A 15,900-nucleotide genomic window follows, 5' to 3' on the forward strand; every position below is an offset into this window, starting at 1 on the left:
TAATAATTAGGTGCTCTTTTTTTATTATTATTTTGCTAAATACATAGGTGTTGTTATACTGAAAGCAGATTTAGAAAGACATATATAACACGGAGGTTTTCAATTGAAAATTCAACTGGTAAAGTCCGAACCTTTTTCGATGCAAAAAGATGTTTTTTTTAATAGCTATAAAAAGCAAATAGAAAACGAAACACATAGTGTATTTTTAGAAAGTGGTAGAGGTGGTACTAAAACCATTGCTGCTTGGAATCCACTTGCAGTCGTACAATCGATAGGAAATGGATTACAAATAGACTGGCGAGATGGTAAGTGTGAACAACATATAGGCGAACCACTCCATTTAATTGAAAAATTACTTTTACAATATAAAATTAATGCTCCAAGTGATTCATTTTATGGAGGAGCGATTGGATTTATCACTTACGATTATGTACGGCAAATTGAAGTCATTCCGAATATTGCTGAGGATGATCTTCATGTACCGGATATTTATTTTTATATAATGGACTGTTGGACAGTACTGGATGTTGAAAATGAAAAGGCAACAGTAATGAAGTTATCTACAAGCGATGTAGATGTCGAGGAACTAGCAAACAGTTGGCAAACTGAGCGTTCGAGAAGTTATTTTGATGACACAACTGCTCAAACAGTAAAGAACGATGACTCTCGCATAGTTTCAATGACAAGCGAGCAGTTTAAAGATGCTGTTGAGCAAATTCAACATTATATTGCACAAGGTGATGTGTTCCAAGTGAACTTATCTGTTCGCCAGGCAAAAAAACTTGATGTAGAACCATTGATAATGTACGAAGCGCTTCGTAAATTTAACCCTTCTCCTTATATGGCGTATATCGCTTCACCAGATTTCGCTGTTGTTTCAGGGTCGCCAGAGTTATTAATTCAGAAATATGGCGAAGATTTATCAACTCGTCCAATTGCAGGAACGCGACCACGTGGTAAAGATGATGCTGAAGATTTAGCACTTGCTAACGAATTGATAAATCATGAAAAGGAACGTGCAGAACATGTCATGCTTGTAGATCTTGAGCGTAATGACTTAGGGCGTGTCTCTGAATATGGTACGGTCCATGTTGATGAATTTATGGTTATTGAAAAGTACTCACATGTTATGCATATCGTGTCCAATGTACGTGGTAAAGTGGCTAAGGGGCAAAGTAATACCGATATAATTCGTGCTGTTTTTCCTGGAGGAACTATAACGGGGGCTCCGAAAATCCGCACAATGGAAATAATTGAGGAATTAGAACCCGTTCGCCGTGGACTGTATACAGGTTCAATTGGTTGGATTGGTTTTAATGGGGATATCGAGCTTAATATTGTTATTCGTACTGCCTTTATCAAGAATGGAGTAGCTTATATTCAAGCTGGGGCAGGAGTGGTAATTGATTCAGTACCTGAACGTGAGTACATTGAATCGCTCAATAAAGCAAAAGCATTATGGCAGGCTAAAACAATGGCAGAAGGAGTAAACGCACTATGATTTTAATGATTGACAATTATGATTCATTTACATTCAACTTAGTGCAATATTTTGGTGAGCTGGGCGAGCAATTACTCGTAAAGCGTAATGATGTAATTACAATTAAAGAAATTGAATTGTTACATCCAGAAATAATTGTCGTTTCACCTGGTCCTTGTAGTCCAAATGAAGCTGGAATCAGCCTTGATGTTATTAATTACTTTGCAGGCAAAATTCCGATTTTAGGCGTGTGTTTAGGACATCAAGCGATTGCACAAGCGTTTGGAGGAAAAGTTATTCGTGCAAAACGTTTAATGCATGGTAAAACATCACCAATACATCACGACGATAAAGGTGTGAATAAAGGGTTGTCTAACCCTTATGTTGCAACAAGATATCATTCATTAATAGTTGAAAAAGAAACGCTACCAGGGTGTCTAGAGATCACCTCTTGGACAGAAGAAGGGGAAATTATGGGTATTCGCCACAAGGAACTTGCGGTTGAAGGCGTACAATTCCACCCTGAGTCAATTATGACGGAAGACGGTAAACAGCTTTTAAAAAACTTTATCGATACGTATTGTAAGGAGAGAGTGCGATGATTTGTTGGATGAATGGGGAGTATGTTGAGAGTACGGAACTTTCCGTTTCTCCAATTGATCATGGCTACCTATATGGATTGGGCTTTTTCGAGACATTTCGTACATATAGTGATAAGCCTTTTCTATGGGAAGAGCATTGCGCACGTATACAGAGGGCTTTAGAAGAATACCGGATTACGATGCCGTACACTTTCGAAAAATTGAGGGATGTTATAATAGAACTAAATAAAAGAAATGGACAAACGGATGGCTATTTTCGGTTAAACATTTCAGCGGGTGAAGGTGGTATTGGATTGGGAAATACACATTATCCAAACCCAAATGTCATTATTTTTCGTAAGGAATTGCCATCGGTTTTAAGAGGACAAGAGAAGAATGCTGTATGGCTAAATACTGTACGTAATTCACCCGAGCAAGAAATTCGCTATAAGTCCCATCATTATGCAAACAATGTACGCGCTCGTCTTGAATTACCTTCATTGAAAAATCTAGAGGGATTCTTTATCAATTCAGAGGGCTATGTTGCTGAAGGTATTACATCGAATATTTTCTGGGTAATAGCAAATGAGTTATATACGCCAGCTCTTTCTACAGGAATTTTACCAGGTATTACACGACAACATGTATTAAATCTGGCAAATGAAGCAGGCCTCGATATACATGAGGGAAAGTATACTCCACAAGATTTGGAATACGCAGACGAATGTTTTATAACTACATCGATTCAAGAATTGATTCCGATTCGAGGGTTGGGTGAAAAATGTTACTTAGGTAATGAAGGGGTAATCTATCGTAACTTACACAAAATGTATATTGCATCAATCGAGAAGGAGTAGACGAATGAATTTAGATAAATATAGAGTAGTAACCATTGATGGTAATGAGCTAGATTTTGCGAATGAAACATTTGTTATGGGGATTTTAAACGTTACACCAGACTCATTTTCAGATGGTGGAAAGTTTAACTCTGTTGAAAATGCGGTGAAGCACGCAAAAGAAATGGTTGCTGATGGTGCGAAAATCATTGATATCGGCGGTGAATCTACTCGGCCGGGCCATACACCTATCTCTGCAGAGGAAGAACTTTCTCGTATTATTCCGGCAATAAAAGCTATTCGCTCAGAGGTGGATGGTGTATTAATCTCAGTTGATACGTTTAAATCAGAGGTGGCACGTGCTGCTATTAAAGCAGGAGCGCATATTATTAACGATGTTTGGGGAGCACAATATGATCCTGAAATTGCTAAAGTAGCTGCGGAACTTAAAGTGCCTATCATTTTAATGCATAATCGCACAAACGAAGATTATGGGGAAGATTTCTGGGCAGATGCCAAAGCAGATTTAGAAAAGAGTATTGATATAGCACATAAAGCCGGTGTAAAAGACGAATACATTTGGTTAGATCCTGGTATCGGATTTGCAAAATCACATGAGCAAAATATTGAAATGATGAAAGCTTTACCGCAACTTGTGGATATGGGATATCCTGTATTACTGGCAACATCTCGTAAACGTATGATAGGAACAGTTCTTGATCTTCCTGTAGATGAACGTATGGAAGGTACTGGAGCAACTTGTTGTTATGGTGTAGACAAGGGCTGTCATATGGTGCGTGTACATGATGTAAAACCAATTACGAGAATGATGAAAATGATGGATGCATTGAAATAAAAGCTGAAAGTACTCGTTTGATGCATTTCGTTTTGCAAAGCCAAATGATTAAGCATCAAATACTATTAAGCCCATCACTAGGAGGTCCATAATGGATTACATTCATATAAAAGATATGGAATTCTACGGTTATCACGGTGTATTGCGAGAGGAAACAAAACTCGGCCAACGCTTTCGCGTCACATTAGCGATTGCGACGGATTTACAGTATGCAGGTGAAACCGATGAATTAGACAATACAGTTAGCTATGCTGAAGTATATGATCTTTGCAAAGAAGTTGTAGAAGGAAAACCTTATAAATTAATCGAAGCTGTTGCGGAAAAAATTGCAGCAGTAGTGTGTGAAACCTATCCAAATGCTGTGAAAGGAATCCGTGTAGAAGTTATTAAACCAGATCCACCAATTCCAGGTCATTACAGAGAAGTCTCTGTAGAAATTACTAGAGGAGCGTTCGCATGAATGAAGTCTATATCTCGTTAGGATCTAATATGGGAGATAAAGAAGAGACCTTACGTCATGCGGTAGAACTATTGCAACGACATGAGGCTGTTGAGGTTATTAAACTCTCTTCTATCTACGAAACAGATCCAGTTGGCTTTACAGATCAAGATGTATTTTTGAACATGGTTGTACTTTTAAATACTACATTAACAGCTCAAAAAATGCTTGAAGTATGCCAAGGAATAGAGCAAGAATTAAAAAGGATACGTATTGTTCGCTGGGGTCCAAGAACGATAGACCTTGACATTTTGCTCTATAATAATGACAATATTGAAACAGAGACGTTAATCGTACCTCATGCTCGTATGCATGAACGTGCATTTGTTCTCGTACCTTTAGTAGAAATTGCTCCAGAGCTTAAGCACCCTCTGACTAATGAGGCATTACTAACAATGCTTGCACAAGTTGGAAAAGAGGGCGTTAGACAATGGAAAACAGTCGCTGGGGTTTCAGAATTCGTGCATTCAGAAAGCTAAAAAGAATTAAGCAAGCCGAATTCGCTAAAAAAACAGGCATATCACTATCGATTTTGGGGAAAATCGAACGGGGAGAACGTTAGGTAAATGACGAAGAGCTACAAATTATAGGAAATAATCTTGAAATAAATATAAATGAATTAAAAGGTGAAGCTTGATACTCACTGATCAAAAGGAGGAAAAACGGTGGCTGAAACACAAGGGAAACCGTTTAAAATTGGCGATATCATCTTGGACAACCGCGTCGTACTTGCACCTATGGCTGGAGTTTGTAACTCAGCATTCCGTCTAACTGTTAAAGAATTTGGAGCGGGTCTAGTATATGCAGAAATGATTTCGGATAAAGGAATCGTTCAACGCAACAGCAAAACGATGAATATGCTTTATATTGATGAACGCGAAAACCCACTTTCACTTCAAATTTTTGGTGGAGACAAAGAAACATTAGTAGAAGCGGCTCAATATGTAGACAAATATACTACAGCAGATATCATTGATATTAATATGGGTTGTCCAGTCAATAAAATTATTAAATGTGAAGCAGGGGCTAAATGGTTATTAGACCCGAATAAAATTTATGAAATGGTTTCTGCAGTAGTAGATGCTGTAGATAAACCGGTTAGTTGTAAAATGCGTATCGGTTGGGATGAAGATCATGTCTTCGCAGTAAAAAATGCACAAGCTGCCGAACGTGCAGGGGCATCTGCTATTGCTATGCATGGCCGTACTCGCCTTCAAATGTATGAAGGACAAGCAAACTGGGATATTCTAAAAGAAGTTAAAGAGAATATTAATATTCCATTCATTGGTAACGGTGATGTTGAAACACCAGAAGATGCAAAACGTTTACTTGAATACACTGGTGCTGATGGTGTCATGATTGGACGTGCGGCACTAGGCGATCCTTGGATGATTTACCGCACAGTTGAATACCTTAAATCAGGTCAATTAATGCCGGAGCCACCAATTCGTGAAAAGATCGATGTTTGCTTACTACACTTCGAGCGCTTAATGCAGCTAAAAGGTGAAGTAATCGCTGTACGTGAAATGCGTAAACACGCTTCTTGGTATTTAAAAGGTGTTCGTGGTAATGGTAAGGCTCGTAAGCTTATTAACCAAGCTGAAACAGCATTAGAATTACGTACTATTTTAAATGAACTTGTCAATGAAATAGAAGAATGTGACTCAAGCTCTCAATCTATTCAAATTGGCTAAAAGAGCTTTCTGGAAACCAAAAGTCGCCCTAAAATAGTGGCGACTTTTTTCCTCTTTGTCACATATAATGTTAGATTTAAAGGGGGAAATGAGTAGAAAGACGTGAATCGTTAGTGAAAATTGTGTACAATAAATACATTATGGACTGCTTAGCGGAACAATTATAAGGAGTGAAAATCGTGGCAGAAGAATTAAATGACCAACTTTTAGTAAGACGCCAAAAAATGGATTCTATAAAAGAAAAAGGTTTAGACCCATTCGGTCAACGCTTTGAACGCACACATTTATCAAACGAATTAAAAGATCAATATGCAGATTTATCAAAAGAAGATTTAGATGAAAACGAGAACCTAGAACAAGTGGTTATTGCAGGCCGTATTATGACAAAACGTAGTAAAGGTAAAGTTGGATTTGCTAACATCCAAGACCTTGGTGGTCAAATTCAAATTTATGTACGTAAAGATGCAATCGGTGAAGAGGCTTATGATATTTTCAAACACGCTGATCTTGGTGATATCGTAGGTATTAAAGGTACAATCTTCAAAACTCATGTTGGTGAATTAACTATTAAAGCTTTAGAATTCACTTTCCTATCTAAGTCATTACGTCCACTACCTGAAAAGTTCCATGGTTTACAAGACGTTGAACAACGTTATCGTCAACGTTATCTTGACTTGATTACAAATAATGATAGTAAACAAACTTTCATCACACGTAGCCAAATCATCCGTTCAATTCGTACTTTCTTGGATGGTAAAGGCTTCTTAGAAGTGGAAACACCAATGCTAAATTCAATTGCTGGTGGTGCAGCAGCTCGTCCGTTCGTTACACATCACAATGCATTAGATGCAACTATGTATATGCGTATCGCAATTGAACTATACTTAAAACGCCTAATCGTAGGCGGACTGGAAAAAGTATACGAAATCGGCCGTGTATTCCGTAACGAAGGAGTATCTACACGTCATAACCCTGAATTTACATTACTTGAACTATACGAAGCATATGCTGACTTCCAGGACATCATGGATCTTACTGAAGATTTAATTGGTAATGTGGCTCAAGAAGTACTTGGTACAACTCAAGTTCAGTATGGTGAAGACACAATTGATCTTTCAAAAGGCTGGAAACGTCTACACATGGTAGATGCGGTTAAAGAAGCTACTGGCGTAGATTTCTGGAAAGAAATGACGAAAGAAGAAGCACAAGCTTTAGCTCGAGAACACCATATTGGAATTAAAGATACAATGGAAGTAGGACATATTATTAATGAATTCTTCGAACAAAAAGTAGAAGAAACATTAGTCCAACCTACATTTGTATATGGTCACCCAGTGGAAATCTCTCCACTTGCTAAGAAAAACCCTGAAGATCCACGTTTTACTGATCGCTTTGAATTATTCATCGTGCGCCGCGAACATGCAAATGCATTCACGGAATTAAATGATCCGATTGACCAACGTGAACGTTTTGAAGCACAAATGATTGAAAAAGAACAAGGTAATGATGAAGCGCAAGAAATGGATGAAGATTTCTTAGAAGCATTAGAATATGGTATGGCTCCTACTGGTGGTTTAGGTATCGGTATTGACCGTTTAATCATGCTTTTAACAAACTCTCAATCTATTCGTGATGTTTTATTATTCCCATTAATGCGTACGCGTGATTAATCTATAGATGACCTTAAACGACGTTCTCAGAGTTATGAGAACGTCGTTTCTTGTTGTTTAATTGTTTTGTTTGTAAAATAACGTAGAATTATATACAATAGTAGACAAGCTGTAAGAAATGAATCACAAGTGATTAACTATTTTTTTTAATTTTTTAACAAAAAACACTTGTGCAAATAATGATATGGTGATATAGTAATTGAGTTGCTAATTTATTTAGTAAGCTAGCTTTGAAAACAATTAAAAAAGTTGTTGACGTTTAAAAACAAAGCTGATATAATATTTAAGTCGCTAACAAGTGGTGATAACTTAATTATAAGAGTTTAAAAGTTTTTAAAAAACTCTTGACAACGATAAGTTGATGTGATATAATGAGTGAGTCGCTAACGAGCGAACATATGAACCTTGAAAACTGAACAAGCAAGACGTTAATCAATAAACTTTGTTCACTAACTCTTGTTAGTGACAAGGGCAAAAATAGATATCATCTTATAGATGATACGCTAGCAAAGCTAATGAGCTTTCAAACTTTACTTTTATGGAGAGTTTGATCCTGGCTCAGGACGAACGCTGGCGGCGTGCCTAATACATGCAAGTCGAGCGAATGACGAGGAGCTTGCTCCTCTGATTTAGCGGCGGACGGGTGAGTAACACGTGGGCAACCTGCCCTGTAGACTGGGATAACTTCGGGAAACCGGAGCTAATACCGGATAATCCATCTTCTCTCATGTGAAGATGTTGAAAGGCGCTTCGGCGTCACTACAGGATGGGCCCGCGGTGCATTAGCTAGTTGGTGGGGTAACGGCCTACCAAGGCAACGATGCATAGCCGACCTGAGAGGGTGATCGGCCACATTGGGACTGAGACACGGCCCAAACTCCTACGGGAGGCAGCAGTAGGGAATCTTCCACAATGGACGAAAGTCTGATGGAGCAACGCCGCGTGAGTGATGAAGGTTTTCGGATCGTAAAACTCTGTTGTAAGGGAAGAACAAGTACGTTAGGAAATGAACGTACCTTGACGGTACCTTATTAGAAAGCCACGGCTAACTACGTGCCAGCAGCCGCGGTAATACGTAGGTGGCAAGCGTTGTCCGGATTTATTGGGCGTAAAGCGCGCGCAGGTGGTTTCTTAAGTCTGATGTGAAAGCCCACGGCTCAACCGTGGAGGGTCATTGGAAACTGGGGAACTTGAGTGCAGAAGAGGATAGTGGAATTCCAAGTGTAGCGGTGAAATGCGTAGAGATTTGGAGGAACACCAGTGGCGAAGGCGACTGTCTGGTCTGTAACTGACACTGAGGCGCGAAAGCGTGGGGAGCAAACAGGATTAGATACCCTGGTAGTCCACGCCGTAAACGATGAGTGCTAAGTGTTAGGGGGTTTCCGCCCCTTAGTGCTGCAGCTAACGCATTAAGCACTCCGCCTGGGGAGTACGACCGCAAGGTTGAAACTCAAAGGAATTGACGGGGGCCCGCACAAGCGGTGGAGCATGTGGTTTAATTCGAAGCAACGCGAAGAACCTTACCAGGTCTTGACATCCCAGTGACCGCTCTAGAGATAGAGTTTTCCCTTCGGGGACATTGGTGACAGGTGGTGCATGGTTGTCGTCAGCTCGTGTCGTGAGATGTTGGGTTAAGTCCCGCAACGAGCGCAACCCTTAATCTTAGTTGCCATCATTCAGTTGGGCACTCTAAGGTGACTGCCGGTGACAAACCGGAGGAAGGTGGGGATGACGTCAAATCATCATGCCCCTTATGACCTGGGCTACACACGTGCTACAATGGACGGTACAAAGAGTCGCTAACTCGCGAGAGTACGCTAATCTCATAAAACCGTTCTCAGTTCGGATTGTAGGCTGCAACTCGCCTACATGAAGCCGGAATCGCTAGTAATCGCGGATCAGCATGCCGCGGTGAATACGTTCCCGGGCCTTGTACACACCGCCCGTCACACCACGAGAGTTTGTAACACCCGAAGTCGGTGAGGTAACCTTTTGGAGCCAGCCGCCGAAGGTGGGATAGATGATTGGGGTGAAGTCGTAACAAGGTAGCCGTATCGGAAGGTGCGGCTGGATCACCTCCTTTCTAAGGAATATTTGGGAAATAAGTTCTTGGAACTTATACGATTAACGCTTGCTGTTCAGTTTTGAAGGCTCATTGCTTTCGAAATTTTATATAAATCTCAAAAGGGGCCTATAGCTCAGCTGGTTAGAGCGCACGCCTGATAAGCGTGAGGTCGATGGTTCGAGTCCATTTAGGCCCACCATTTATTTCTCTTTTGGGGCCTTAGCTCAGCTGGGAGAGCGCCTGCCTTGCACGCAGGAGGTCAGCGGTTCGATCCCGCTAGGCTCCACCAATTGTTCTTTGAAAACTGGATAAAACGACATTGAAGAAATTCTTAAGTAACACATTTTTTTATATTAAGTTTTAAATTTTTTAGGCTTAATAACTTATAGGTTAAGTTATTAAGGGCGCATGGCGGATGCCTTGGCACTAGAAGCCGATGAAGGACGGCACTAACACCGATATGCTTCGGGGAGCTGTAAGTAAGCTTTGATCCGGAGATTTCCGAATGGGGGAACCCACTGTTCGTAATGGGACAGTATCTTGACGTGAATACATAGCGTCATGATGGCAGACTCAGGGAACTGAAACATCTAAGTACCTGAAGGAAGAGAAAGAAATTTCGATTCCCTTAGTAGCGGCGAGCGAAACGGGAAGAGCCCAAACCAAGAGGCTTGCCTCTTGGGGTTGTAGGACACTCAATACGGAGTTACAAAGGAATGAGTTAGACGAAGCGGTTTGGAAAGACCCACCAAAGAAGGTAACAGTCCTGTAGTCAAAAGTTCATTCTCTCCTGAGTGGATCCTGAGTACGGCGGAACACGTGAAATTCCGTCGGAATCTGGGAGGACCATCTCCCAAGGCTAAATACTCTCTAGTGACCGATAGTGAACCAGTACCGTGAGGGAAAGGTGAAAAGCACCCCGGGAGGGGAGTGAAAGAGATCCTGAAACCATGTGCCTACAAGTAGTTAGAGCCCGTTAATGGGTGATAGCGTGCCTTTTGTAGAATGAACCGGCGAGTTACGATTACATGCAAGGTTAAGTTGAAAAGACGGAGCCGTAGCGAAAGCGAGTCTGAATAGGGCGAATGAGTATGTGGTTGTAGACCCGAAACCAGGTGATCTACCCATGTCCAGGGTGAAGGTAAGGTAACACTTACTGGAGGCCCGAACCCACGCACGTTGAAAAGTGCGGGGATGAGGTGTGGGTAGCGGAGAAATTCCAATCGAACCTGGAGATAGCTGGTTCTCTCCGAAATAGCTTTAGGGCTAGCCTCGTGATAGAGAATCCTGGAGGTAGAGCACTGTTTGGACTAGGGGTCCATCCCGGATTACCGAATTCAGACAAACTCCGAATGCCAGTGATTTATGCACGGGAGTCAGACTGCGAGTGATAAGATCCGTAGTCAAAAGGGAAACAGCCCAGACCACCAGCTAAGGTCCCAAAGTAATTGTTAAGTGGAAAAGGATGTGGCGTTGCTTAGACAACCAGGATGTTGGCTCAGAAGCAGCCATCATTTAAAGAGTGCGTAATAGCTCACTGGTCGAGTGACGCTGCGCCGAAAATGTATCGGGGCTAAACAATTCACCGAAGCTGTGGATAGACATCTACGATGTCTGTGGTAGGAGAGCGTTCTAAGTGCTGAGAAGTCAGACCGGAAGGACTGGTGGAGCGCTTAGAAGTGAGAATGCCGGTATGAGTAGCGAAAGATGGGTGAGAATCCCATCCACCGAATGACTAAGGTTTCCTGAGGAAGGCTCGTCCTCTCAGGGTTAGTCGGGACCTAAGCCGAGGCCGATAGGCGTAGGCGATGGATAACAGGTTGATATTCCTGTACCACCTCCCTACCATTTGAGTAATGGGGGGACACAGTAGGATAGGGTAAGCGCACTGTTGGTTATGTGCGTCTAAATAGTAAGGCGTGAGAGTAGGCAAATCCGCTCTCTATAACGTTGAGCTATGATGGCGAGCTCGTATGAGCGAAGTTCCTGATTTCACACTGTCAAGAAAAGCCTCTAGCGAGGTAGGAGGTGCCCGTACCGCAAACCGACACAGGTAGTCGAGGAGAGAATCCTAAGGTGAGCGAGAGAACTCTCGTTAAGGAACTCGGCAAAATGACCCCGTAACTTCGGGAGAAGGGGTGCTCTAGTAGGGTGCAAGCCCGAGAGAGCCGCAGTGAATAGGCCCAGGCGACTGTTTAGCAAAAACACAGGTCTCTGCAAAACCGTAAGGTGACGTATAGGGGCTGACGCCTGCCCGGTGCTGGAAGGTTAAGGGGATTGCTTAGCGTAAGCGAAGGTGAGAACCGAAGCCCCAGTAAACGGCGGCCGTAACTATAACGGTCCTAAGGTAGCGAAATTCCTTGTCGGGTAAGTTCCGACCCGCACGAAAGGCGTAACGATCTGGGCACTGTCTCAACGAGAGACTCGGTGAAATTATAGTACCTGTGAAGATGCAGGTTACCCGCGACAGGACGGAAAGACCCCGTGGAGCTTTACTGTAGCCTGATATTGAATTTTGGTACAGCTTGTACAGGATAGGTAGGAGCCAGAGAGACCGGAGCGCCAGCTTCGGTGGAGGCGTCCTTGGGATACTACCCCAGCTGTATTGAAATTCTAACCCGTACCCCTTAGCGGGGTAGGAGACAGTGTCAGGCGGACAGTTTGACTGGGGCGGTCGCCTCCTAAAGAGTAACGGAGGCGCCCAAAGGTTCCCTCAGAATGGTTGGAAATCATTCGTAGAGTGTAAAGGCACAAGGGAGCTTGACTGCGAGACCTACAAGTCGAGCAGGGTCGAAAGACGGGCTTAGTGATCCGGTGGTTCCGCATGGAAGGGCCATCGCTCAACGGATAAAAGCTACCCCGGGGATAACAGGCTTATCTCCCCCAAGAGTCCACATCGACGGGGAGGTTTGGCACCTCGATGTCGGCTCATCGCATCCTGGGGCTGTAGTCGGTCCCAAGGGTTGGGCTGTTCGCCCATTAAAGCGGTACGCGAGCTGGGTTCAGAACGTCGTGAGACAGTTCGGTCCCTATCCGTCGTGGGCGTAGGAAATTTGAGAGGAGCTGTCCTTAGTACGAGAGGACCGGGATGGACACACCGCTGGTGTACCAGTTGTTCTGCCAAGAGCATCGCTGGGTAGCTATGTGTGGACGGGATAAGTGCTGAAAGCATCTAAGCATGAAGCCCCCCTCAAGATGAGATTTCCCATTACGCAAGTAAGTAAGATCCCTTGAAGACGACAAGGTAGATAGGTTCGAGGTGGAAGTGTGGTGACACATGGAGCTGACGAATACTAATAGATCGAGGACTTAACCAAAAGTTGATTTAAGAACTTCAATGAATGTTTATCCAGTTTTGAAAGAACAAGAAAAAACTTTTTGAAAAAAGTATTGACTTTTACTCGGAAAGTGATATAATTATTCTTGTCTTTAAAAAACATAGTCTAGTAATGATGGCAAAGAGGTCACACCTGTTCCCATGCCGAACACAGAAGTTAAGCTCTTTAGCGCCAATGGTAGTTGGGGGCTGTCCCCCTGCGAGAGTAGGACGTTGCTAGGCTGTATATGGAGGATTAGCTCAGCTGGGAGAGCATCTGCCTTACAAGCAGAGGGTCGGCGGTTCGATCCCGTCATCCTCCACCATATATTTTATTTTGCCGGTGTAGCTCAGTTGGTAGAGCAACTGACTTGTAATCAGTAGGTCGAGGGTTCGACTCCTTTCGCCGGCACCATATTTCTTTTAAAATGAGTCATTAGCTCAGTTGGTAGAGCATCTGACTTTTAATCAGAGGGTCGCTGGTTCGAATCCTGCATGACTCACCATTTTAATTAAATATTGCGGGTGTGGCGGAATTGGCAGACGCACTAGACTTAGGATCTAGCGCCGCAAGGCGTGGGGGTTCGACTCCCTTCACCCGCACCATTTATTATAAAACTTAATAATTGCCAGATTAAATAACACATGCATATGCGGAAGTAGTTCAGTGGTAGAACATCACCTTGCCAAGGTGGGGGTCGCGGGTTCGAACCCCGTCTTCCGCTCCAAATATGCCGGGGTGGCGGAACTGGCAGACGCACAGGACTTAAAATCCTGCGGTAGGTGACTACCGTGCCGGTTCGATTCCGGCCCTCGGCACCATTTTTAATATACAATATAATAAAATGATTTATATATAATATGCGCCCATAGCTCAACTGGATAGAGCGTCTGACTACGGATCAGAAGGTTGTGGATTCGACTTCTGCTGGGCGCACCATATCGGGAAGTAGCTCAGCTTGGTAGAGCACTTGGTTTGGGACCAAGGGGTCGCAGGTTCGAATCCTGTCTTCCCGACCATTTTAAATAAACTTATTGGGGCCTTAGCTCAGCTGGGAGAGCGCCTGCCTTGCACGCAGGAGGTCAGCGGTTCGATCCCGCTAGGCTCCACCAATTTTTATGAACCTTGAAAACTGAACAAGCAAGACGTTAATCAATAAACTTTGTTCACTAACTCTTGTTAGTGACAAGGGCAAAAATAGATATCATCTTATAGATGATACGCTAGCAAAGCTAATGAGCTTTCAAACTTTACTTTTATGGAGAGTTTGATCCTGGCTCAGGACGAACGCTGGCGGCGTGCCTAATACATGCAAGTCGAGCGAATGATGAGGAGCTTGCTCCTCTGATTTAGCGGCGGACGGGTGAGTAACACGTGGGCAACCTGCCCTGTAGACTGGGATAACTTCGGGAAACCGGAGCTAATACCGGATAATCCATCTTCTCTCATGTGAAGATGTTGAAAGGCGCTTCGGCGTCACTACAGGATGGGCCCGCGGTGCATTAGCTAGTTGGTGGGGTAACGGCCTACCAAGGCAACGATGCATAGCCGACCTGAGAGGGTGATCGGCCACATTGGGACTGAGACACGGCCCAAACTCCTACGGGAGGCAGCAGTAGGGAATCTTCCACAATGGACGAAAGTCTGATGGAGCAACGCCGCGTGAGTGATGAAGGTTTTCGGATCGTAAAACTCTGTTGTAAGGGAAGAACAAGTACGTTAGGAAATGAACGTACCTTGACGGTACCTTATTAGAAAGCCACGGCTAACTACGTGCCAGCAGCCGCGGTAATACGTAGGTGGCAAGCGTTGTCCGGATTTATTGGGCGTAAAGCGCGCGCAGGTGGTTTCTTAAGTCTGATGTGAAAGCCCACGGCTCAACCGTGGAGGGTCATTGGAAACTGGGGAACTTGAGTGCAGAAGAGGATAGTGGAATTCCAAGTGTAGCGGTGAAATGCGTAGAGATTTGGAGGAACACCAGTGGCGAAGGCGACTGTCTGGTCTGTAACTGACACTGAGGCGCGAAAGCGTGGGGAGCAAACAGGATTAGATACCCTGGTAGTCCACGCCGTAAACGATGAGTGCTAAGTGTTAGGGGGTTTCCGCCCCTTAGTGCTGCAGCTAACGCATTAAGCACTCCGCCTGGGGAGTACGACCGCAAGGTTGAAACTCAAAGGAATTGACGGGGGCCCGCACAAGCGGTGGAGCATGTGGTTTAATTCGAAGCAACGCGAAGAACCTTACCAGGTCTTGACATCCCAGTGACCGCTCTAGAGATAGAGTTTTCCCTTCGGGGACATTGGTGACAGGTGGTGCATGGTTGTCGTCAGCTCGTGTCGTGAGATGTTGGGTTAAGTCCCGCAACGAGCGCAACCCTTAATCTTAGTTGCCATCATTCAGTTGGGCACTCTAAGGTGACTGCCGGTGACAAACCGGAGGAAGGTGGGGATGACGTCAAATCATCATGCCCCTTATGACCTGGGCTACACACGTGCTACAATGGACGGTACAAAGAGTCGCTAACTCGCGAGAGTACGCTAATCTCATAAAACCGTTCTCAGTTCGGATTGTAGGCTGCAACTCGCCTACATGAAGCCGGAATCGCTAGTAATCGCGGATCAGCATGCCGCGGTGAATACGTTCCCGGGCCTTGTACACACCGCCCGTCACACCACGAGAGTTTGTAACACCCGAAGTCGGTGAGGTAACCTTTTGGAGCCAGCCGCCGAAGGTGGGATAGATGATTGGGGTGAAGTCGTAACAAGGTAGCCGTATCGGAAGGTGCGGCTGGATCACCTCCTTTCTAAGGAATATTTCGGGAATAAGTTCTTGGAACTTATACGATTAACGCTTGCTGTTCAGTTTTGAAGGCTCATCGCTTTCAAAACTTGTTCTTTGAAAA

8 protein-coding genes, 11 tRNA genes, 4 rRNA genes and 1 pseudogene are annotated in these 15,900 nt (G+C 43.7%); all 24 read left to right on the forward strand.

Annotated elements, in window-relative coordinates:
* The first annotated feature begins 109 nt into the window (after positions 1-109).
* The 24 genes and pseudogenes from Q8X41_RS13155 (at position 110) to Q8X41_RS13270 (ending at position 15,801) form a co-directional block, all read left to right on the forward strand.
* Entirely contained in the window at positions 110-1,501 is a 1,392-nt protein-coding gene (locus Q8X41_RS13155) for an anthranilate synthase component I family protein (protein WP_397540270.1), read from the forward strand.
* The gene (pabA, locus tag Q8X41_RS13160) at positions 1,498-2,082 is read left to right on the forward strand and encodes an aminodeoxychorismate/anthranilate synthase component II (protein WP_397536761.1); all 585 of its coding nucleotides are present in this window, start codon (positions 1,498-1,500) and stop codon (positions 2,080-2,082) included. The genes Q8X41_RS13155 and pabA overlap by 4 nt, the downstream gene beginning before the upstream one ends.
* Positions 2,079-2,918: an aminodeoxychorismate lyase gene (pabC, locus tag Q8X41_RS13165; protein WP_397536762.1), complete on the forward strand. Its 840-nt coding sequence runs from the start codon at positions 2,079-2,081 to the stop codon at positions 2,916-2,918. The genes pabA and pabC overlap by 4 nt, the downstream gene beginning before the upstream one ends.
* Before the next feature lie 4 nt (positions 2,919-2,922).
* The gene (folP, locus tag Q8X41_RS13170; RefSeq protein ID WP_397536763.1) at positions 2,923-3,753 is read left to right on the forward strand and encodes a dihydropteroate synthase; all 831 of its coding nucleotides are present in this window, start codon (positions 2,923-2,925) and stop codon (positions 3,751-3,753) included.
* Positions 3,754-3,844: 91 nt separating this feature from the next.
* On the forward strand, positions 3,845-4,213 hold the full coding sequence (gene folB, locus Q8X41_RS13175; RefSeq protein WP_397536764.1) for a dihydroneopterin aldolase: 369 nt from the start codon (positions 3,845-3,847) through the stop codon (positions 4,211-4,213).
* Positions 4,210-4,731: a 2-amino-4-hydroxy-6-hydroxymethyldihydropteridine diphosphokinase gene (gene folK / locus Q8X41_RS13180; protein ID WP_397536765.1), complete on the forward strand. Its 522-nt coding sequence runs from the start codon at positions 4,210-4,212 to the stop codon at positions 4,729-4,731. The genes folB and folK overlap by 4 nt, the downstream gene beginning before the upstream one ends.
* A pseudogene (locus Q8X41_RS13185) lies at positions 4,683-4,811 on the forward strand (helix-turn-helix domain-containing protein); the annotation flags it as partial. The gene folK and the pseudogene Q8X41_RS13185, both read left to right, overlap by 49 nt.
* A gap of 106 nt (positions 4,812-4,917) precedes the next feature.
* On the forward strand, positions 4,918-5,946 hold the full coding sequence (dusB, locus tag Q8X41_RS13190; RefSeq protein WP_397536766.1) for a tRNA dihydrouridine synthase DusB: 1,029 nt from the start codon (positions 4,918-4,920) through the stop codon (positions 5,944-5,946).
* A gap of 179 nt (positions 5,947-6,125) precedes the next feature.
* Positions 6,126-7,616 carry a lysine--tRNA ligase gene (lysS, locus tag Q8X41_RS13195; protein WP_397536767.1) on the forward strand — a complete coding sequence of 497 codons (1,491 nt, stop codon included), beginning with the start codon at positions 6,126-6,128 and terminating at the stop codon, positions 7,614-7,616.
* A gap of 535 nt (positions 7,617-8,151) precedes the next feature.
* Positions 8,152-9,699 (forward strand): 16S ribosomal RNA (locus tag Q8X41_RS13200).
* A gap of 104 nt (positions 9,700-9,803) precedes the next feature.
* Positions 9,804-9,880 (forward strand) — tRNA-Ile (locus Q8X41_RS13205).
* Positions 9,881-9,894: 14 nt separating this feature from the next.
* Positions 9,895-9,970 (forward strand) — tRNA-Ala (locus Q8X41_RS13210).
* Between the two features lie 99 nt (positions 9,971-10,069).
* Positions 10,070-12,998 (forward strand): 23S ribosomal RNA (locus Q8X41_RS13215).
* 125 nt (positions 12,999-13,123) lie between these two features.
* A 5S ribosomal RNA gene (gene rrf / locus Q8X41_RS13220) occupies positions 13,124-13,240 on the forward strand.
* A gap of 7 nt (positions 13,241-13,247) precedes the next feature.
* Positions 13,248-13,323: transfer RNA gene (locus Q8X41_RS13225), tRNA-Val, on the forward strand.
* Positions 13,324-13,336: 13 nt separating this feature from the next.
* Positions 13,337-13,412: transfer RNA gene (locus Q8X41_RS13230), tRNA-Thr, on the forward strand.
* Positions 13,413-13,427: 15 nt separating this feature from the next.
* A tRNA-Lys gene (locus Q8X41_RS13235) sits at positions 13,428-13,503 on the forward strand.
* Between the two features lie 15 nt (positions 13,504-13,518).
* Positions 13,519-13,603 (forward strand) — tRNA-Leu (locus Q8X41_RS13240).
* 47 nt (positions 13,604-13,650) lie between these two features.
* Positions 13,651-13,725, forward strand: a tRNA-Gly gene (locus tag Q8X41_RS13245).
* Between the two features lie 5 nt (positions 13,726-13,730).
* Positions 13,731-13,819, forward strand: a tRNA-Leu gene (locus tag Q8X41_RS13250).
* Between the two features lie 41 nt (positions 13,820-13,860).
* Positions 13,861-13,937 (forward strand) — tRNA-Arg (locus Q8X41_RS13255).
* Between the two features lie 3 nt (positions 13,938-13,940).
* Positions 13,941-14,017: transfer RNA gene (locus Q8X41_RS13260), tRNA-Pro, on the forward strand.
* A gap of 17 nt (positions 14,018-14,034) precedes the next feature.
* A tRNA-Ala gene (locus tag Q8X41_RS13265) sits at positions 14,035-14,110 on the forward strand.
* A gap of 143 nt (positions 14,111-14,253) precedes the next feature.
* Positions 14,254-15,801, forward strand: a 16S ribosomal RNA gene (locus Q8X41_RS13270).
* The 16S, 23S and 5S rRNA genes sit together here with 11 tRNA genes alongside, the layout of an rRNA operon.
* Positions 15,802-15,900 lie beyond the last annotated feature (99 nt).

The organism is Rummeliibacillus pycnus, assembly GCF_044359855.1.
Lineage (GTDB): Bacteria > Bacillota > Bacilli > Bacillales_A > Planococcaceae > Rummeliibacillus > Rummeliibacillus pycnus_A.

Bases quoted from the DNA above. Each gene is read 5' to 3' on its own strand.
- pabA (WP_397536761.1), top strand. From the start codon at position 1,498: ATGATTTTAATGATTGACAATTATGATTCATTTACATTCAACTTAGTG.
- pabC (WP_397536762.1), top strand. From the start codon at position 2,079: ATGATTTGTTGGATGAATGGGGAGTATGTTGAGAGTACGGAACTTTCC.
- folP (WP_397536763.1), top strand. From the start codon at position 2,923: ATGAATTTAGATAAATATAGAGTAGTAACCATTGATGGTAATGAGCTA.
- folB (WP_397536764.1), top strand. From the start codon at position 3,845: ATGGATTACATTCATATAAAAGATATGGAATTCTACGGTTATCACGGT.
- folK (WP_397536765.1), top strand. From the start codon at position 4,210: ATGAATGAAGTCTATATCTCGTTAGGATCTAATATGGGAGATAAAGAA.